The organism is Yersinia sp. Marseille-Q3913, from assembly GCF_963892745.1.
Lineage (GTDB): Bacteria > Pseudomonadota > Gammaproteobacteria > Enterobacterales > Enterobacteriaceae > Yersinia > Yersinia bercovieri.
In genome coordinates, this window is record NZ_CAWQAF010000003.1 from 43,359 (window position 1) to 62,407 (window position 19,049).

The following is a 19,049-nucleotide window of genomic DNA, read 5'->3' on the forward strand; positions in this document are numbered from 1 at the left end:
CCCCCAACTTGTCTGGAGAATCCAAATGGCAAAAGAATTCAGCCGTTCTCAGCGTGTTTCGCAGGAAATGCAGAAAGAGATCGCACTCATCTTACAGCGTGAAATCAAAGACCCGCGTGTTGGCATGGCTACCGTATCAGGTATCGAGCTGTCTCGTGATTTGGCTTACGCTAAAGTTTTTGTGACCTTTTTGAACGTATTAACCGATAATGCAGATCCGGATACGGTAAAAAATGGCATTAAAGCACTACAAGATGCCTCCGGTTATATCCGCACTTTGCTGGGTAAAGCGATGCGTCTGCGTATCGTGCCAGAGCTGACCTTCGCTTATGATAACTCTTTGATTGAAGGGATGCGGATGTCTAACCTGGTGACTAACGTCATCAAAAATGATGAAGAACGTCAGGTTAATCCAGGTAGCGCCGAGGAGAAGTAATGGGCCGTCCACGTCGTCGCGGCCGTGACATTAACGGCATTCTGTTATTGGATAAGCCGCTGGGCCTCTCCTCTAATGACGTTTTACAAAAAGTAAAACGCCTCTTTAGCGCTAACCGCGCAGGGCATACGGGGGCGCTTGATCCACTGGCGAGCGGTATGCTGCCTATCTGCCTGGGAGAAGCGACTAAGTTTTCCCAATTTTTGCTGGATTCAGATAAACGCTACCGCGTCGTTGCTCGTTTAGGGCAACGTACTGATACTTCGGATGCCGAAGGCGCATTAATCAGCGAGCGGGAGGTCAAGGTGACTCAGGCTCAGATGGATGCCGCTCTGGAGAGTTTTCGTGGTGATAGCCAGCAAATTCCATCGATGTATTCTGCGCTAAAGCACCAAGGTAAACCGCTGTATGAATATGCCCGTCAGGGGATTGAAGTCGAGCGTGAAGCCCGCAGTATCACAGTGTACGAGTTGCTCTTTATCCGCTGGGATGGCAACTTTCTTGAGTTGGAAATCCACTGTTCCAAAGGCACTTATATTCGCACCATCATTGATGACTTGGGTGAATTGTTAGGTTGCGGTGCGCATGTGAGTTATCTGCGTCGGTTGCAAGTGGCTACCTATCCAAGTGACCGCATGGTGACTTTAGAACAGCTGAAAGCGATGGTTGAAGCGGCGCAGGTAGATGAGCGCTCGCCAAATCCAGAACTGGATCTGCTACTGCTGCCGATGGACAGTGCGGTATTAAACTTCCCTGAAGTCAATCTGTTACCCGCGGTAGCTGCCTATGTTAAGCAGGGGCAGCCGGTGCATGTATCTGGCGCACCTGATGAAGGAATGGTCCGTATCACTGAAGGTGAAGAGCGTAACTTTATTGGTATCGGCACCATCGCAGAGGATGGCCGAGTTGCACCGAAACGTTTGGTTGTGGAATACGCCGAGTAGGGCCTAGCGGCCTTTCTTGCGATCCCGTGGTTCAAAGAGTAGAATAGTGCGGCTTACATATTGGGTTGCTGAATTAGAGATCGGCGCCTGTCTTAATTTATCTATATATTTGGAGTTGTATCATGTCTCTAAGTGTTGAAGCGAAAGCTAAAATTGTTGCTGACTTTGGTCGCGGTGAAAATGACACCGGTTCAAGCGAAGTTCAGGTTGCTCTGTTGACTGCTCAAATTAACCATTTGCAAGGTCACTTCTCCGAGCACAAAAAAGATCACCATAGCCGTCGTGGTCTGCTGCGTATGGTATCCACGCGTCGTAAGCTGCTGGATTACCTGAAGCGTGAAGATGTAGCGCGTTATGCTTCCCTGATCGAGCGTCTGGGTCTGCGTCGCTAAGTCTGCGAGTTTCGGGAAAAAGGGGCCAATAGGCCCCTTTTTTCTAAGAAGCAATGATAAAATACGTTAGTATATTGTTGTCGCTTATTACTCAAAGTGGTAGCTAACACCGCTTCCACTTCAAGTAAGAAGAGTAAATTTTAAAAATAGGATCTTCCGGTGCAGAGGTTCGCGCGGCTAATGAGAGACTTTAACTCAATGCGGGTTAAGGATTGTCATTAGTCGCGAGGATGCAGTGTGAAGGTAATAGTGATAGGTGGATGAGATCGTCAATACGATCCGGCACCGCATAGTATAAGGATACTATTTTGCTGACTCCGATTATTCGTAAATTCCAGTACGGCCAACATACCGTAACCATCGAAACGGGCATGATGGCTCGCCAGGCAACTGCTGCTGTCATGGTAAGCATGGACGACACCGCAGTATTTGTGACAGTTGTTGGCCAAAAGAAAGCCAAACCAGGTCAGAGCTTCTTCCCGCTGACTGTTAACTATCAGGAGCGTACTTACGCTGCTGGCCGTATCCCAGGCAGCTTCTTCCGTCGTGAAGGCCGCCCAAGTGAAGGCGAAACACTGACTTCACGTCTGATTGACCGCCCGATTCGCCCACTGTTCCCAGACAGTTTCCTGAACGAAGTTCAGGTGATTGCGACCGTTGTTTCTGTTAACCCACAGATTAACCCAGACATCGTGGCACTGATTGGTGCATCAGCTGCGCTGAGCCTGTCAGGCATTCCATTCAACGGCCCAATCGGTGCTGCTCGCGTTGGTTTCATCAACGACCAGTATGTGCTGAACCCAACGACTGACGAACTGAAAGAGAGCCGGCTGGACTTGGTTGTTGCCGGTACTGCGGGCGCAGTATTGATGGTTGAATCTGAAGCAGACATTCTGTCTGAGGATCAAATGTTGGGCGCGGTAGTCTTCGGCCACGAACAACAACAAGTTGTGATTGAAAACATCAATGCTCTGGTTGCCGAAGCTGGTAAACCGAAGTGGGATTGGCATGCTGAGCCAGTTAACGAAGCGCTGCACGCGCGCGTTGCTGAGCTGGCTGAAGCTCGTCTGGGTGACGCATATCGCATCACTGAGAAACAAGAGCGCTATACTCAAGTTGATGCTATCAAAGCTGATGTGATTGAAGCTTTGCTGGCACAAGACGAATCGTTGAATGCATCTGAAATTCAGGACATTCTGGGCGATGTTGAGAAAAACGTCGTTCGTAGCCGCGTATTGCGTGGCGAACCGCGTATCGATGGCCGCGAAAAAGACATGATCCGTGGTCTGGATGTGCGTACTGGCGTATTGCCACGTACCCATGGTTCTGCGTTGTTCACCCGTGGTGAAACTCAGGCACTGGTTACTGCAACACTGGGTACTGCACGTGACGCGCAAAATATTGATGAGCTGATGGGTGAGCGTACTGACTCATTCCTGCTACACTATAATTTCCCTCCATATTGCGTTGGTGAAACCGGTATGGTTGGTTCACCGAAACGTCGTGAGATTGGCCATGGCCGTCTGGCGAAACGTGGTGTGTTGGCAGTTATGCCAAGCCCGAGCGAGTTCCCTTATACTGTTCGTGTGGTTTCTGAAATCACCGAATCTAACGGTTCTTCCTCGATGGCTTCTGTTTGTGGTGCTTCTTTGGCCCTGATGGATGCAGGCGTGCCAATTAAAGCCGCTGTTGCGGGTATCGCGATGGGTCTGGTTAAAGAAAACGAAAACTTTGTGGTTCTGTCTGACATTCTGGGTGACGAAGATCACTTGGGCGACATGGACTTTAAAGTGGCCGGTAGCCGTGACGGTATCACCGCATTGCAAATGGACATTAAAATTGAAGGCATCACCCGCGAAATCATGCAGGTGGCTCTGAACCAGGCCAAGGGTGCGCGTCTGCACATTCTGGGTGTTATGGAACAGGCTATCAGCACTCCTCGTGGTGATATCTCTGAGTTCGCTCCACGTATCTACACCATGAAAATCAATCCTGAGAAAATCAAGGATGTGATCGGTAAAGGTGGTTCTGTGATTCGTGCGCTGACTGATGAAACTGGCACCACGATCGAAATCGAAGATGATGGTACTATTAAGATTGCAGCAACCGACGGCGACAAAGCAAAACACGCTATTCGTCGCATTGAAGAAATTACTGCTGAAATCGAAGTGAACCGTATCTATGCGGGTAAAGTGACCCGTATCGTTGATTTTGGTGCATTTGTGGCAATCGGCGGCGGTAAAGAAGGTCTGGTTCATATTTCTCAAATCGCTGATAAGCGCGTAGAGAAAGTGACAGACTACCTGCAGATGGGCCAAGAAGTGCCAGTTAAAGTAATGGAAGTTGATCGTCAGGGCCGTATCCGCCTGAGCATCAAAGAAGCCACTACTCCTGACGCAGAAGCTCCGGCACCAGAAGCAGCAGAGTAATAAAGCATTCCATAGCCCCTGACTGATGAGTGAGGGGCTATGTTATCTCGAGGGCAGGATGCTCTTGTGTTAAACAAATGGATGAAAGGATATTTATCCAATGTTTGTCTTCGGGAGTAGGAAATGAAGCCTTTCTTGCGCTGGTGTTACGTTGCGACAGCACTCATGCTGGCAGGATGCAGCAACCATGATTGGCGTAAAGACGAGGTGTTGGCTATCCCGTTGCAACCGACGTTGCAGCAGGAAGTGATTCTGGCGCGCATGGAACAAATCCTTGCAAGTCGGGCACTTACGGATGATGAGCGCGCACAGCTTTTATATGAGCGCGGAGTGCTGTATGATAGCCTCGGGCTACGGGCACTAGCGCGAAATGATTTTTCGCAAGCGTTAGCTATTCGTCCTGATATGCCAGAAGTTTTTAACTATCTGGGCATTTATTTAACGCAGGCAGGCAATTTTGATGCTGCCTATGAAGCGTTTGATTCTGTACTAGAGCTTGATCCAACTTACAATTACGCGCGTTTAAACCGGGGTATCGCTCTGTATTATGGCGGTCGACTCCCGTTGGCGCAGGATGATCTGCAGGCGTTTTATCAAGACGATCCAAATGATCCCTTCCGTTCGTTGTGGCTGTATCTGGTGGAAAGAGAAATCGATCCCAAGGCAGCGGCAGTAGCGCTACAACAGCGCTATGAAAAATCGGACAGAGGGCAATGGGGATGGAATATTGTCGAATTCTACCTGGGCACGATCAGCGAAAAAACGCTGATGGAAAGGCTCAAGGCAGATGCAACGGATAACACTTCGCTCGCTGAGCATCTCAGTGAAACTGACTTCTATTTAGGTAAACATTACCTAAGTCTGGGGGACAAGAACACCGCTTCGGCGCTGTTCAAACTGACGGTAGCTAACAACGTTCATAACTTTGTTGAGCACCGCTATGCATTGTTGGAATTGGCGCTTTTGGGCCAAGAACAAGACGACCTATCGGAATCGGACCAGCAATAGCTGACGAGCAACTATCAGCCTGAGATACCTTGGTTTTTACCAATGTTAATCACCCTAACAGGTGATGGCCTTTTTGTTCGTTTTATAATCTAATTTGAGCCGGTTCACACTTTTCAATGAAAATGACTGAAAATTTTCTCGACGAGTTATGTAGACTGGCTGCCATTATTAATGAGGCACGTGTACATGACTACTGAGCTTGAAACCTCTTTTGCTGATCTGGGGCTGTCCGCTCCTATTCTTTCCGCTCTAACTAGCCTTGGTTATGAAAAACCATCGCCAATCCAGTTAGAATGTATCCCACACCTGTTAAACGGCCGTGATGTTCTCGGCATGGCGCAAACAGGCAGTGGCAAAACAGCCGCGTTTGGTCTGCCGCTGTTACACAATATTAAAGCTGAGCTGAAAGCACCACAGGTTCTGGTATTAGCACCAACCCGTGAGCTGGCTATTCAGGTCGCTGAAGCACTCTCCAGCTTCTCTAAAGACATTAATGGCGTCAACGTAGTGGCCCTGTACGGCGGTCAGCGTTATGACGTTCAATTACGCGCTTTGCGCCAAGGTCCACAAATTGTTGTTGGTACTCCAGGTCGTCTGTTAGATCACCTGAAACGCGGCACCCTTAACTTGTCCAACCTGAGCGGTTTAGTGTTGGATGAAGCAGATGAAATGCTGCGTATGGGCTTTATCGAAGACGTTGAAACTATCATGGCGCAGATCCCGGCTGAACATCAGACCGCGCTGTTCTCTGCAACCATGCCAGAAGCGATTCGTCGTATTACCCGTCGCTTCATGAAAGATCCACAGGAAGTGCGCATTCAGTCTAGCGTGACTACCCGCCCTGATATCAGCCAGAGTTTCTGGAGAGTGGGTGGCGGTTACAACAAAAAAGAAGCTTTGGTTCGTTTCTTGGAGTCTGAAGATTTCGACGCAGCTATCATCTTCGTGCGTACCAAAAACGCGACGCTGGAAGTTGCAGAAGCTCTGGAACGCAGTGGTTATAGCAGTGCTGCACTGAACGGCGATATGAACCAGTCTTTACGTGAGCAGACACTGGATCGCCTGAAAGATGGCCGTCTGGATATTCTGATCGCAACTGATGTTGCTGCTCGTGGTTTGGACGTTGAGCGTATCAGCCTGGTTGTAAACTATGATATCCCTATGGATTCAGAGTCTTACGTTCACCGTATCGGCCGTACTGGTCGTGCCGGTCGCGCTGGCCGTGCGTTGCTGTTCGTTGAGAACCGTGAACGTCGCCTGTTGCAGAACATTGAACGCACCATGAAGCTGACCATTCCAGAAGTTCAGTTACCAAATGCAGAATTGCTGGGCGAACGTCGTTTAGCGCAGTTTGCTGCTAAAGTCGGCCAACAGCTGGAAAGCAGTGATTTGGATCTGTACCGCGCATTGCTGGCTAAGCTGCAACCAGAAGAAGAGTTTGATCTCGAAACTCTGGCTGCTGCACTGCTGAAAATGGCACAGGGCGAACGTCCTCTGATTCTGCCACCAGAAGCACCGCGTCGTCCGCAACGTGAATTCAATTCCCGTGATGACCGTGGTAGCGATCGTGGTAATGACCGTGGCCGTGACCGTGGTGATAGCCGTCGTGAGCCTCGCGCTGACAGCCGTGATGGTGGCGAGCGTCCAGCACGTCGCGAACGTCGTGATGTTGGCGAGATGGAACTGTACCGCATTGAAGTGGGCCGTGATGATGGTGTTGAAGTTCGTCATATCGTTGGCGCTATCGCTAACGAAGGTGATATCAGCAGCCGTTATATCGGTAACATCAAGCTGTTTGCTTCTCACTCAACTATCGAGCTGCCAAAAGGTATGCCGGGCGAAATGTTATCTCACTTCACCCGTACTCGTATCCTGAACAAGCCGCTGAACATGCAGCTGTTGGGTGATGCGCAGCCACACGAACGTCGTGAACGTCCAGCTGGCGGTAATGGTGGTGAGCGCCGTGGTGGTCCTCGTTCAGCCGGTGGCGAACGTCGTGATGGCGCAGGTGCTCCTCCTCGTCGTTCATTCGGCAGCGACCGTGCTCCAGCCGGTAATGGTGGTGGCGAACGTCGTGGTAGCCGTGATGGTCAGCGTTCAGCTGCACCACGTCGTGATGATGCCGCGGCACCAGCCGCAGCAGCGCCAGCGCGTCGTCGTTTCGGTGATGCATAAGTCTTAGTCATCTCTGATGATTAAACGTAAAAAACCAGCCTTCGGGCTGGTTTTTTTATGTCTGCGGATCCTTCGCCAGAGAGGGTCTTACAAGCGGTCAACCGACTGTAAATCTTGCTGCAAGCTCGCGACTATCTCAAAGGAGTGCAATCGCGCCTGATGATCAAAAATCTGACCATTGATCATCAACTCATCGGCCTGAGTTTCCCGCAACAGTGACTGTAGCCCATGGCGTACTTTGCTTTTATCGCCAATGATGGATAACCGCAGCGCCTGATCGACCCCAAACTGTTCCGCTGGCGAGCAGATCTTCTCCATCTCTTCCACTGGCGGTGGTAGCTGACCCGGCGTGCCACGGCGCAGGCTGACAAACTGCTGCTGCATCGAGGTAAACAGGAAACGTGCATCACGTTCTGTATCCGCGGCCACCACATTGACGCAGACAATGGCGTAAGGTTTTGGCCACTGTGCTGACGGCTTAAAGTTTTCCCGATACAACGAGAGCGCCTGGAACAGCATATCTGGTGCGAAGTGTGAGGCGAAGGCAAACGGCAGGCCCATGGCTGCGGCGAGTTGCGCACTGTACAGGCTTGAACCCAGCAGCCACAGCGGCACATGTAAGCCCTGACCCGGTACCGCTTGCACTGCCTGTCCTGGCTGCACTTTTGCAAAGTAATTTTGCAGTTCACGTACATCCGATGGGAAGTTATCAACCTCAGCTGACAGATGGCGGCGCAGCGCCATCATGGTGCGCTGATCACTGCCGGGCGCACGGCCAAGACCGAGATCAATACGATCAGGGTAGAGGGAGGCGAGGGTACCAAACTGCTCGGCAATCACCAGCGGCGAATGGTTAGGTAGCATGACACCACCAGAGCCTACGCGGATTGTGTTGGTGCCACCGGCAATATAGCCAATCAGGACCGAGGTCGCGGCACTGGCAATGCCGGTCATGTTGTGGTGTTCGGCGAGCCAGTACCGGTGATATCCCCAGTTTTCGGCATGTTGCGCTAAATCCAATGAAGCATGGAAAGCATCCCGTGGGGTTTTACCTTGAGCTATCGGTGATAAATCGAGCACCGACAGGGGAATTGTATTTTTATCAGTGATAGAAACATTATTATCAATCATAGAATCGTCCATCTTAACCTTGTGTCGAGTCGCTTGAAGGGCGAGTGCGCTTATGTGTAAACGCGTTGTATGCAGATAACAGCATAAACTAAAGGGCGATCTTCTGAAGGGGAATAAATGCGGCCAAGGGAGGGGGATAAATTACTATTCTGAATTACTGGGAGAGTGGCTATGCTCTCCCAGTGATATTTAGGAGACCAATTCTAGTCCGGCGAGTCGCCGCCAATAGCCGTTGCAATCCGCTTTATCTGTCAGTGCCAGCGGGGCCAAACCCTGCTCGTTGGCGCGGAATTGATCGATAACCTCCAGTGTCTCAATGCCTTGTGGCGAAAGACGGACGATATCCACCAACCCCTGCATAGAGATCAGATCATTACCGAGGTTATAGCAGTAACCGCTCTGTGTCTGAATGCCGTTGAGGATGAAGACCTGCTGCTGCTCCTGCGACAACACCTTGCGCCCTTGTGGATACTTAATGCAGCAAGTTTCGCACTCATCTTTGGCGCGATCTTCTGAACGGGCGGTAAAGCAGCGGGCAGAATACGCCAGCGGCAGATGGCCGTAACTCAGCACCTCCACCTCAAACTGATGGCGAAAACCCAACTCTTCGCACTGCTGTAAGACATTACTCAGCCAGTCGCGAGAAAGCTCCACTGGCATACACCAGCGCATCATGCCCTGACGGTGCAAAATCCGCAGGGTATAGGCGTTGTAGCAGTTAAGGGCGTGACCCGCGATAAAAGGAAGGCCGCGTTCAGCCGCCATATTCACCGCACCCAAATCATTCGCTTCTAGCAAAAACTCGCCGTTCTCCACATAGCGCTTCAATTCATTCAGTTCGGATGGGGCCTGCAACAGTGCCAGTGTGGAAATGACCACCTGTTTGCCGCTGGCGGCAACCTCTTTGGCTAAGGCCAGCCAGTCGCCGACTCTCATTTCACGGCGCTTGGTGCAGACATTCTCGCCCAGATAAATAATGTCGGCGCTGCTATTGGTTGCTGCTTGATAGAAGGTTTCAATATCTGTTTTTGGCCAGTAATAGAGCACTGCGCCTAAGGCGTACTTCATATTTCCTCCGGCTACTGCCACTTGCGATGATAAGCGCCCAGTGTCGTCTGGGTTCCTTCGGACATTGCGCCCAGTTGTTCCATCCACTCTGCTTTGGCGGCAAATTGCGCCGGATTGGCCTGGTAGCGGTCAATCGCCTGTCGCCAGACTTTGGCAACCTGACTGACATAAGCGGGGCTGCGCTGGCGGCCCTCAATTTTTACCGAGGCGATATTCGCGGCAAATAATTCCGGCAACAGCTCAAGGGTATTCAGGCTGGTCGGCTCCTCCAGAGCGTGGTAGCGCTGACCATCTACCAGATAGCGCCCTTTGCACAATGTGGGATAACCGGCGTTTTCATTGTCGTCATAACGGTCAATCAGCACCTCATTGAGGCGTGACTCCATCCCTTGCGGGGTCTGCTGCCAACGGACAAAGCGCGCGGGTGAACAGGCACCCACGGTATTGGGGGATTCACCCGTCAAATAGGATGAGAGATAACAGCGGCCTTCCGCCATAATGCATAAACTGCCAAAGGCGAAAACTTCCAACGGTACCGGGCTGGTACGTGACAGCTGTTTCACCTGATGCATTGAGAGTACGCGCGGTAGAACCACCCGTGCCACATCGAAATGGCGCTGATAAAAGCGGATGGCCTCGTCGTTAGTCGCTGAGGCTTGCACCGAGACATGGCGCTCCACTTCGGGATAACGTTCAGCGGCATACTCCAGCATGGCGAGATCCGCCAAAATCAGGGCATCAGCTCCAAGTTGCGCCGCCATATCCACTGCCCGCTGCCAACGGGAATAGCCGTCGGGGTGGGCGAAGGTATTGATGGCGATATGCAATTTGCGTTTACGGCTATGAACGTAATTAACGGCTTCCTGTAGCTTTTTATCAGTGAAATTAAGGCCGGCAAAATGGCGGGCATTAGTATCATCTTTCAAGCCGATATACACCGCGTCAGCACCATTATCGATTGCGGCTTTCAATGCGGGTAAATTGCCGGCAGGACAAAGCAGCTCCATAGAATTTTCCCCATCCGAAGATGATATTCGTATTTTATCGAGTGGCGATTTTAGTTAACCTACTTTGAACTGACCTTGATGTAAGGCAGTTTCTTTCGCATTGGTGGCACTCTTCTGATATTTAGCCCAGTTCTGATGCAAATTTTATTGATTTAACGCGCTTTCATGTTTTGCCAATGTGGCAATATAGACGTAATTATCGAGATCTAAACCCAAAGTCATTGGCGTTGCAGGTAGGCAGCAAGCTAACACCCCTGCAGCTTCAAGGAGGAGGGTATATCACCAAATAAGGAGTCCAGCCTGTGTTGGGAAAACTACGAGCACGTCTTGTGCGCCAAGGGCCTGCGCTGTTGCGGGGGCCGCTAAAGTTGACACCATTTGCCATACAGCGGCAGGTTATAGAGCAAGTGCTGGGGTGGCAATTCCGCCAGGCATTGTTGGACGGCGATCTGGAGTTTCTGGAGTCTCGCTGGTTAAAAATTGAAGTACGCGATCTAGCGTTGCAATGGTTTATGACGGTAGAAAACGGTAGGCTGGTGGTGAGCCAACAAGCTGAAGCGGATGTTAGCTTTAGTGGTGATGCCAACGATCTGATTTTGATCGCTGCCCGTAAAGAAGATCCGGATACGCTATTTTTTCAGCGCCGGTTACGAATTGAAGGGGATACCGAATTGGGCTTGTATGTGAAAAATCTGATGGATGCCATTGAATTGGAGTCCATGCCAACCTTGCTGCGAGTGGGTCTGCAACAACTGGCAGAGTTTATTGAAGCGGGTCAGCAAGAGGGTGTGGCAAGTGCTTCCCGCACATTAGCATCATGTTGATCAGAGTAGAAATTCCGGTGGATGCTCCGGGAATAGACGCGCTATTACGCCACTCATTTGAGAGTAATGACGAAGCTGAACTGGTGCAGCAACTGCGTGAAGATGGCTTACTAACGCTGGGGATTGTAGCGACTGATGACGAAGGCGGTGTGGTTGGTTATGCCGCATTCAGCCCGGTCGAGGTTGGTGGTGAAGACCGTCAATGGGTCGCGCTGGCACCACTGGCGGTGGATGAGAGTCTGCGTCGGCAAGGTTTGGCTGAAAAACTGGTGTATGAGGGGCTAGATTCGCTCAATGAGTTTGGTTATGCCGCCGTCGTGGTATTGGGTGATCCGGCCTACTATCAACGCTTCGGTTTTGTTCCGGCTGCCCGTCACCAATTGACTTGCCGCTGGCCTGGCACCGAAGAGGGTTTTCAGGTTTATGCTTTGGCGGAAGATGCCCTGACTGATGCTGATGGCGAAGTGGTGTTTTCTGCTCCGTTCAGTCGGTTCTAACCGCTAACGGTTTTATCGCTAAGCATGGCGAGCAGTGAAAGAGGCTGGTTAATCACCAGCTTCTCTTTTTGCGGCTTACTGAGCTGTTTCACCCGATATTCTAGCTTCAATGCAGTCGAACGATCCCCTGCTTCACAATGAAATACCAGAGTTAACTCGCCTTTCCCTCGCAGCGCTTTTGCCCCTTTTCCACTCTGATGCTGTGCCAATCGCCGTACCACATCGGTGGTAATACCGGTATACAACATGCCGGAGGCGGTGCGCAGCAGATAGAGATACCAAAGGCTATCCGTCATAATCTTCTTCCAGTCCGGGGGTAGCGGTTTGGAACATTATTACCGGAATTGCGGGTCGTATCCTGACTTTTTTATCTGCTGGCACCTGATCCTGCTAAATCAACGTACTGATTGTTTTTTTCTGATTACTTTCTTTTTACTGATTATTTGGTCTTTGCTGCAAATTCAAAGCGTGGTGAAACCAAACCGTACAGTGTCCAACCGAGGAAGGTCACAATCGCCCCCCAAGTCATGGCTTCCTGACCTGAGCTATAGAGCGCATAGAAGCTGTACATCGCGCCGATAAAGGCAATGATATTTGCTTTGCGGGCCTTCGCCGGCGGGACATTGGCGGTTTTCTGAATAATCACCAGTGCTGCCATCGACAGAATATAAGGGATGATATTGGTCACCACCGCCAGATTCACCAGCACGTTGAACTGCTTGTTCAGCGACGGGCTAATGGTCATCAGCGACAGTACACTCTGGATGATAACAATGGTCAGCATCCCTTTGACCGGCGCATCTGCTTTACTGACTTTAGAGAAGATTTTCGGGAAGAAACCTTCATCGGCAGAGGATTTGAACACCTGAGCGATGGTGAACTGCCAGCCGAGCAGTGATCCCACGCAGGACATGATCATCAATGCCATGATGATTTTACCGACTGCTGGGGTGAACATATAAGCGAACGCCAGACCAAACGGCGCGGTAGAGTTAGCCAGATCCATATTCGGCACAATACCGGCAATCACGTTGGTTGAGATGATATAGATAACTGCTGCACCTAAAGTCCCACCCAATACGGCGATCGGAACGTTACGTTCAGGGTTTTCTACGGCATCGGTATTGGCGCAGGCAGATTCCAAACCCAAGAAAGCCCACAGTGTCATTGAGATAGAAGAGCCGATAGCTTCGAAGGTTGGTACGCCATGTGGATTCCACGCCGCCATATAGGCAGAGCCGCTAAACCAGAACCAGCCAACAATTGAGATACCCACCACTGGGATAATCACCCCCCAGATAGTCACACTACTGATTTGACCGGTAATACGTGCGCCACCAAAGTTAGCCACGGTTGCCAGCCACAAAACACCAATGGTCGCGATACAAATGCCCAGTGGTGTCAGGGTCGCGCCCAGTAATTCAGTACCATAACCCACGGCTGAAATGGCAATGGCGATATTGGCAATCAGCAGCGAAGCACCATAGGTATAGTTAGCCATAAAGTTGCCGGACTTACCGAAGGCATACTCTGCGTAACCCCCCATCCCGCCTGATTTACGACTGAACATCCCACATTGGGCGAAAGCATAGGCCAGCGCCATAGAACCCACTGCTGTGACTAACCACGAGACAATAGAGATCGTCCCAACTTCGGCGAGTTTGGTTGGCAGCATAATTATGCCAGACCCCATCATATTGACGGCGGTCAGAATAGTCAGCTGTACGACTCCCATCTTATTATTTGTTTTACTCATTTTTATTATCTCTTTTTTAATTTCAGAGACTGCGGGAATAAGCTATTCCCGCAGATTGAGCGAAAGCTAGTATTGGTGTTGTAAAAATAAAAAGTATTTTATTATTATTTCATCATGTAGCCGTATGCACGGTTCCATCCATCTTCATCGACTTGCAAATAAACACCTTGTAATTCAGGTGCGAAACCAGGCAGTAAATTAATACTCTCTTCTAATGCCAGGAAATAACGCTGAGCTGCGCCACCCCAAACTTCACCAGGGACTACACACAATACTCCCGGTGGGTAAGGAAGTGCGCCTTCAGCGGCAATTCGACCTTCTGCTTTACACAATGGTACTAATTCAGCATGACCACGGACGAATTCAATATTCGCATCCTGCGGATTCATCATAACTTTAGGGAAATACTGTTTACGGAACATCTCTTTTTGTAACTGCTTAACATCGTAGCTAACATAAAGATCATGCATCTCCTGACACAATTTACCGATGGTATAACCTTTGTAGCGAGTTTCATTATTACGATACACAGTTGGTAATACATCGCTTAACATGGCATCTTCTTCAATGAAACGTTCAAATCGGGCAATTTGCGCGACCAAATGTTGCATTTTCGCCAAATCTTCTGCTGGCGTTAATAAGAATAGAATTGAATTCAAATCACATTTTTCTGGCACGATACCATTTTCGCGCAAGAAATTAGCCAAAATAGTGGCTGGAATACCAGATGCCGTATATTCACCAGTATTGGTATCAATCCCTGGCGTGGTTAATAGCAGTTTGCATGGGTCGACAAAATATTGTGACTCTTCATAACCTTCAAATGCATGCCATTTTTCGCCGGGAATAAAGTTAAAGAAACGCAAATCTTGTGCCATGGCCTCGGTGTCATATTGCTGCCAAGGTTTGCCGTCAACTTCGACCGGAACAAAAGGCTTAATCATGTTACAGGTATTTAAGATCATTTTACGCGCTTCAATGCCGGTCTTAACGCAATCCAACCACATACGTTGACCACTTTTGCCTTCATGCATTTTTGCGTTGACATCTAATGCTGCAAACAGTGGATAGAATGGGCTGGTGGAGGCGTGCAGCATAAAGGCGTTATTAAAGCGTTTATGGTTGCAGTAGCGATCCTGACCTTTAATATGTTTGTCTTTCTTATGAATCTGCGAAGTTTGTGAGAAACCCGCTTGTTGTTTATGGACTGACTGGGTAACGATAATACCTGGGTCATTCTCATTCAGTTCAAGTAATAATGGTGAGCAATCCTTCATCATTGGAATAAATTGTTCGTAGCCCACCCAAGCAGAGTCAAACAGAATATAGTCGCAAAGATGACCGATTTTATCCACCACCTGACGAGCATTATAAATGGTGCCGTCATAGGTGCCCAGTTGGATAATGGCCAGGCGGAATGGACGTGCTTCGTTTGCCCGTTCAGGTGCTACGCTACGTATCTGTTCACGCAGGTATTTTTCTTCAAAACAGTGAGCATCAATCCCGCCGATAAAGCCAAACGGGTTACGGGCTGTTTCCAGGTATACCGGTGTTGCACCTGCTTGAATCAGTGCGCCATGGTGATTAGATTTATGGTTATTACGGTCAAACAGCACCAAATCACCACGGGCCAGCAGCGCATTGGTCGCCACTTTATTTGAGGCGGATGTCCCGTTCAGAACGAAATAAGTTTTATCGGCATTAAAGACTTTCGCCGCATGTTTTTGTGCATCACAAGGTGCACCTTCGTGAATAAGCAAATCACCTAATTTGACGTCAGCATTACACATGTCAGAGCGGAAAATAGTTTCGCCGTAGAAGTCAAAGAATTGGCGGCCAGCTGGATGTTTACGGAAGAATTGACCACCCTGATGCCCTGGGCAGGCAAAGGTAGAGTTCCCCATTTCAACATATTTTTTTAATGTACTGAAGAATGGCGGTAGCAGATCTTTTTCATATTTTTCTGCCGCTGATTCCAGTTGTTTACCATAAAAATCAGTGTTGTCACCGCAGAGTTCAAATACCCCATTTAATGAGGGTAATACGTCGGTGTTAAGTTCTTCTTCACAGCAAACAGCCGCAAAAATCGGGATTTCAAGTCCTAATGCATGAATGCTATCAATGACACCATTATTAATGTCTTGGACTGACAGTACGACCGCCGCAATATCGGTAAAATCTGTGTGTAGAACATCCACGACTTCGCGCTGAGATTCGAAGCAGGGTATCGCTGAAGTACTTGCCGCAATATTTAGTTTTTTCATTATGGATTCTCTTTTATTTTATTTAGGGTATATAAACCCGTCCAACATTTTTGCAAATTGGATTTAGTCGTTTACTAAATTCGATATATAGCAGGTCGTATCAATGAAATAATGTTCATTGATATTTCTTCTGCTTTATCTCTTTTCTGCGAAACACGACGGCTGAATTTCAGGCGCAGTGATCCGGAAAAGGTGACATTACATTTTTACGGGATAGCTATGTTTCTGCTGGAAGATAATTAACACTGGGTCTGTATCGGCTGAGTAATAGCATTACTTGCTCTGATAGCAATAAAAATAAAACCGAGCATTAGTATCTTCGGAGAACGCAGACAATAGTTAACATTACGCAAAGTTTAGAAAATCACTTTTCGTTTCTGTCAAATATTGTGCATAGACAATGACTATCCAATAAAAATGGATGTCATCGCAAGAGGGGTATTATCTAAAATGGAAATAGGAAAAGCTAAAATAACTACGGTGTGCCGGCATCATTAAATGCGTTGTCCGCCTTATATGCGCCATTTTCTTGTTGTTATTTTCCATTTGCGTAAGATCTCTGTTTTTTTAAACAAATTTTGGTTTTAAACAAGGTTTTCGTTTTAAGTAAGATTTTCGAAAAACGAGCTGATGCGGGCTATTCTAGTCATAACACTTATTCATTCTGTGACTCACGTCATGTTTTTATTCTATTTAAAAATGCACTTTGACTAAAAAACGAATAAATAATCAATTTTATTCGTTTTAAACGGTTTTTATTCAAAACTGTACTGTATGTTATGCAAAACAGTAGGGTTATATTTAACACCAAGGATACATTGGCTGGCTTATTATTATCCAACATGAGTAATGAGAGCGGGTTCTTAATATTTTTTGTATTTTATTTGTTAATCCATAATTATTTGTTACATCCGCAGTTATCCGTAAATTTTGCATATAAATGCATAATCATCTTATGCAGTAAATGTTAGCTAAATCACGTTATCAGGCACTTTCTCCCCAGAGATCCTATTCTTAGGAAGGATATGCTGGGAATACTCCTTGCATCAGCGATAAGTCCGGGGAAAGCGGGGCTATGGCTGCCCCGACATAGATAAGGTTAACTGAATAGCGGTAGGCTATTGCGGGTAAAGGGAATTTTTACTTGTATAACCTGCTGTTGGCGGGTTAATTCGAGAGAGAATATCTCGCCATCATTCTCTACCCGGACCTGCGATAGCGGGTCGTGGTCATTCAAATCAAAGACACACGCCACCTGTGCCTCCGGCTGGCAGTTACGCAAAATCAGATAGCTGATATCGCGCACGGAGGGATTTGCCGGTGCCAACCCTTGGAAAAGCAGGGCATCGGCGGCCAACCAAAGTGAGAGTGGGCGAGCCGCAGTCTGATAATGGCACTGGACCACCCCATTCAGGGGGTGAGCGGTAACCTGATGTAAGTATTGCATTGGCCCGTGTTCACTAAAAGTTGCGGGTTCACCTAGCTGCTCTGCTGCCATACCATCAAGATGCAGTGCCCAGTCCCACTGCTGTTGATGTGGATTGATAATGCTGCTGAGGTCGATGATGGTGTCATCCAGCCACAAAATACGGCGGCGGAATTTGACATCACGATAAGCTTCGCTATCCCATTGGATTCGGGTATGGCTGTCCAGATCTGGTGCTTTTTGACTCCAATCCACCTCGGTATCCAACCAACTGAAAGCCGCCGATTGATGCCAGTTATGAATAATGGGCACTGCTGGGGGTTGATTCGTCTGGTTGATACTGAGCGTATTATGGGTTGCGCTATTTTTGTAGTAGCCATAATGCAACTGTGCGCCATAGCCGGTCGTGCCTAAATCGGGCAGGATCTCTCGCCCTTGCTCAAACAGAATTAAGTTCAGCCGATCAAAGTGATCATGCTCACCACCATAGGGGCTGTGTTTTACCAGCAATGCCCGGCCGGATTGCGGCTGACGCAAGATGGTTAATCCGCAGTCCGGTGCATGGAGTGTATCCGTCGGGATCACATCAATGATCTGTGATGGTAACTGGTCAACCCCATACAGCAGCGCATCCAGATTTAAGCGGGGTTGTTGGCGATAAATATGTTGCAGGGCAGCGGCATATTTATCATAGCCATAAATCTTGAAAGCAAACTCATATAAATGTGTATGGTTGAGCTGCTCCTGTCCGGCAGTGCAATCGTTTATTCGGGGGAATGTACCATCTGGCATCAACAGTTTGAGCGGGAAACTCAGCATGTCGCGGTAATAGGGGAGAGCCAATAAGCTGTAGCGACTGCCTGCGGCCAGTTTTTCAAATGACCAGAAACCTTGCAGCGCATAAAAATGGTAATGCACCGAGCCTTCAAACCACATTCCTTCACTGAATAGCCCGTGCTCTAACTGATAGCGCAGGCCATAATCCGCATTAACCGCAGACTCAATATAGTGCTCATCGTCGAGGATCAAGCCGATAACGGCGATGGCACTGTTGATTTTAACTTCATGGTTATGTAACTGGCGGGTACGGTGTTGCATTAGAAAATCCGCGCCCTCCCGCAATAATCGCCCGGCAATGCAGTCGCGTTGCTCCTGACTGAGGGCATCGGCAATAAAATCATATCCCAGCGCAAAATCGAGTAGGCAATTAGCTTCACACAATGTCTGTGCATTGGCTTTGCCCGGCCCGTTGTACGGAATACCTCCATGAACTTCATAGTCAGGATAGTAGCGGGCGTAATTGATCAGAATATCCCGCACCTTATTGAAGTAGCCTATCTCTCCGGTCAGTTGCCATAGCAAGCCGAGCTGATTGCAGGCTTTGGCGTTCAGGCCGTTAAGCGCCCGCCACCAAGCACCATCATAGGGTTCGCCACTAAATAGATGAGCATCTACCGGGCAACGGTGCTGGGTGGGTGAATAGCGATCCCACTCCAACTGCACACCGTGATCGGGGCAATAGTAGTAATGGTTCCAGGTGGCGATACCGGTGGCAGGAACCTGGGTTTCTGAGCTTAAAACAACCTGATTACCCGCAATCAGCGTGGTGATAATCTCCGGCTGCTGCACGACCCGCTGGCGGATTTTAACCATCTGCCGATCCGTAAACTGCTTCATAGCTGGTGTGTCCTC

At 48.9% G+C, this 19,049-nt stretch carries 17 protein-coding genes; 9 read left to right on the forward strand and 8 right to left on the reverse strand.

Annotation, left to right across the window (positions count from 1 at the left end):
- The first annotated feature begins 25 nt into the window (after positions 1-25).
- The 7 genes from rbfA to AACW11_RS01650 all read left to right on the forward strand — a co-directional run bounded on the left by rbfA (position 26) and on the right by AACW11_RS01650 (position 7,384).
- Positions 26-436 carry a 30S ribosome-binding factor RbfA gene (rbfA, locus tag AACW11_RS01625; protein WP_212585683.1) on the forward strand — a complete coding sequence of 137 codons (411 nt, stop codon included), beginning with the start codon at positions 26-28 and terminating at the stop codon, positions 434-436.
- Positions 436-1,380, forward strand: a complete 945-nt coding sequence (gene truB / locus AACW11_RS01630; protein WP_212585684.1) for a tRNA pseudouridine(55) synthase TruB — start codon at positions 436-438, stop codon at positions 1,378-1,380. Before rbfA ends, truB begins: the two co-directional genes overlap by 1 nt.
- A 122-nt stretch (positions 1,381-1,502) precedes the next feature.
- Complete coding sequence (rpsO, locus tag AACW11_RS01635; protein WP_004875409.1) at positions 1,503-1,772, forward strand: 30S ribosomal protein S15; 270 nt, start codon at positions 1,503-1,505, stop codon at positions 1,770-1,772.
- Positions 1,773-2,080: 308 nt separating this feature from the next.
- Positions 2,081-4,201, forward strand: coding sequence for a polyribonucleotide nucleotidyltransferase (pnp, locus tag AACW11_RS01640; protein ID WP_212585685.1), 2,121 nt, complete (start codon positions 2,081-2,083; stop codon positions 4,199-4,201).
- 123 nt (positions 4,202-4,324) lie between these two features.
- Entirely contained in the window at positions 4,325-5,209 is an 885-nt protein-coding gene (nlpI, locus tag AACW11_RS01645; RefSeq protein ID WP_050080885.1) for a lipoprotein NlpI, read from the forward strand.
- Between the two features lie 122 nt (positions 5,210-5,331).
- On the forward strand, positions 5,332-5,406 hold the full coding sequence (yrbN, locus tag AACW11_RS20790) for a protein YrbN (protein ID WP_223499600.1): 75 nt from the start codon (positions 5,332-5,334) through the stop codon (positions 5,404-5,406).
- Entirely contained in the window at positions 5,396-7,384 is a 1,989-nt protein-coding gene (locus tag AACW11_RS01650; RefSeq protein ID WP_212585686.1) for a DEAD/DEAH family ATP-dependent RNA helicase, read from the forward strand. Before yrbN ends, AACW11_RS01650 begins: the two co-directional genes overlap by 11 nt.
- An 87-nt stretch (positions 7,385-7,471) precedes the next feature.
- On the opposite strand, the gene AACW11_RS01655 is transcribed toward AACW11_RS01650, so the two are convergent.
- The 3 genes from AACW11_RS01655 to ubiU form a co-directional block, all read right to left on the reverse strand.
- A complete protein-coding gene (locus AACW11_RS01655; protein WP_212585687.1) occupies positions 7,472-8,527 on the reverse strand; it encodes a luciferase-like monooxygenase in 1,056 nt (351 codons plus the stop codon).
- Positions 8,528-8,704: 177 nt separating this feature from the next.
- Positions 8,705-9,583 carry a U32 family peptidase gene (locus tag AACW11_RS01660; protein ID WP_212585688.1) on the reverse strand — a complete coding sequence of 293 codons (879 nt, stop codon included), beginning with the start codon at positions 9,581-9,583 and terminating at the stop codon, positions 8,705-8,707.
- Positions 9,584-9,594: 11 nt separating this feature from the next.
- The gene (gene ubiU / locus AACW11_RS01665) at positions 9,595-10,590 is read right to left on the reverse strand and encodes a ubiquinone anaerobic biosynthesis protein UbiU (RefSeq protein ID WP_005272578.1); all 996 of its coding nucleotides are present in this window, start codon (positions 10,588-10,590) and stop codon (positions 9,595-9,597) included.
- 302 nt (positions 10,591-10,892) lie between these two features.
- Here ubiU and ubiT point away from each other — a divergent pair, with 302 nt between their 5' ends.
- Entirely contained in the window at positions 10,893-11,414 is a 522-nt protein-coding gene (gene ubiT, locus AACW11_RS01670; protein ID WP_212585689.1) for a ubiquinone anaerobic biosynthesis accessory factor UbiT, read from the forward strand.
- A complete protein-coding gene (locus AACW11_RS01675; RefSeq protein ID WP_212585690.1) occupies positions 11,408-11,911 on the forward strand; it encodes a GNAT family N-acetyltransferase in 504 nt (167 codons plus the stop codon). The genes ubiT and AACW11_RS01675 overlap by 7 nt, the downstream gene beginning before the upstream one ends.
- Here AACW11_RS01675 and AACW11_RS01680 read toward each other — a convergent pair.
- From AACW11_RS01680 to AACW11_RS01700, 5 genes are all read right to left on the reverse strand, one after another.
- Entirely contained in the window at positions 11,908-12,207 is a 300-nt protein-coding gene (locus AACW11_RS01680) for a GIY-YIG nuclease family protein (RefSeq protein ID WP_032897104.1), read from the reverse strand. The genes AACW11_RS01675 and AACW11_RS01680 overlap by 4 nt on opposite strands.
- 143 nt (positions 12,208-12,350) lie before the next feature.
- Positions 12,351-13,667, reverse strand: a complete 1,317-nt coding sequence (gene potE / locus AACW11_RS01685; RefSeq protein WP_212585691.1) for a putrescine-ornithine antiporter — start codon at positions 13,665-13,667, stop codon at positions 12,351-12,353.
- Positions 13,668-13,771: 104 nt separating this feature from the next.
- On the reverse strand, positions 13,772-15,931 hold the full coding sequence (gene speF, locus AACW11_RS01690; protein ID WP_212585692.1) for an ornithine decarboxylase SpeF: 2,160 nt from the start codon (positions 15,929-15,931) through the stop codon (positions 13,772-13,774).
- A gap of 441 nt (positions 15,932-16,372) precedes the next feature.
- Positions 16,373-16,477 (reverse strand): leader peptide SpeFL, encoded by a 105-nt coding sequence (gene speFL / locus AACW11_RS01695; RefSeq protein WP_108088099.1) that lies wholly within the window; start codon positions 16,475-16,477, stop codon positions 16,373-16,375.
- A gap of 553 nt (positions 16,478-17,030) precedes the next feature.
- The gene (locus AACW11_RS01700; protein ID WP_212585693.1) at positions 17,031-19,034 is read right to left on the reverse strand and encodes a heparinase II/III domain-containing protein; all 2,004 of its coding nucleotides are present in this window, start codon (positions 19,032-19,034) and stop codon (positions 17,031-17,033) included.
- Positions 19,035-19,049 lie beyond the last annotated feature (15 nt).

What these genes read in the sequence shown, in the direction of transcription:
- rbfA (WP_212585683.1), top strand. Translation starts at nt 26, where the DNA reads ATGGCAAAAGAATTCAGCCGTTCTCAGCGTGTTTCGCAGGAAATGCAG.
- truB (WP_212585684.1), top strand. Translation starts at nt 436, where the DNA reads ATGGGCCGTCCACGTCGTCGCGGCCGTGACATTAACGGCATTCTGTTA.
- rpsO (WP_004875409.1), top strand. Translation starts at nt 1,503, where the DNA reads ATGTCTCTAAGTGTTGAAGCGAAAGCTAAAATTGTTGCTGACTTTGGT.
- nlpI (WP_050080885.1), top strand. Translation starts at nt 4,325, where the DNA reads ATGAAGCCTTTCTTGCGCTGGTGTTACGTTGCGACAGCACTCATGCTG.
- AACW11_RS01650 (WP_212585686.1), top strand. Translation starts at nt 5,396, where the DNA reads ATGACTACTGAGCTTGAAACCTCTTTTGCTGATCTGGGGCTGTCCGCT.
- AACW11_RS01655 (WP_212585687.1), bottom strand. Translation starts at nt 8,527, where the DNA reads ATGGACGATTCTATGATTGATAATAATGTTTCTATCACTGATAAAAAT.
- AACW11_RS01660 (WP_212585688.1), bottom strand. Translation starts at nt 9,583, where the DNA reads ATGAAGTACGCCTTAGGCGCAGTGCTCTATTACTGGCCAAAAACAGAT.
- ubiU (WP_005272578.1), bottom strand. Translation starts at nt 10,590, where the DNA reads ATGGAGCTGCTTTGTCCTGCCGGCAATTTACCCGCATTGAAAGCCGCA.
- AACW11_RS01675 (WP_212585690.1), top strand. Translation starts at nt 11,408, where the DNA reads ATGTTGATCAGAGTAGAAATTCCGGTGGATGCTCCGGGAATAGACGCG.
- AACW11_RS01680 (WP_032897104.1), bottom strand. Translation starts at nt 12,207, where the DNA reads ATGACGGATAGCCTTTGGTATCTCTATCTGCTGCGCACCGCCTCCGGC.
- potE (WP_212585691.1), bottom strand. Translation starts at nt 13,667, where the DNA reads ATGAGTAAAACAAATAATAAGATGGGAGTCGTACAGCTGACTATTCTG.
- speF (WP_212585692.1), bottom strand. Translation starts at nt 15,931, where the DNA reads ATGAAAAAACTAAATATTGCGGCAAGTACTTCAGCGATACCCTGCTTC.
- speFL (WP_108088099.1), bottom strand. Translation starts at nt 16,477, where the DNA reads ATGGAAAATAACAACAAGAAAATGGCGCATATAAGGCGGACAACGCAT.
- AACW11_RS01700 (WP_212585693.1), bottom strand. Translation starts at nt 19,034, where the DNA reads ATGAAGCAGTTTACGGATCGGCAGATGGTTAAAATCCGCCAGCGGGTC.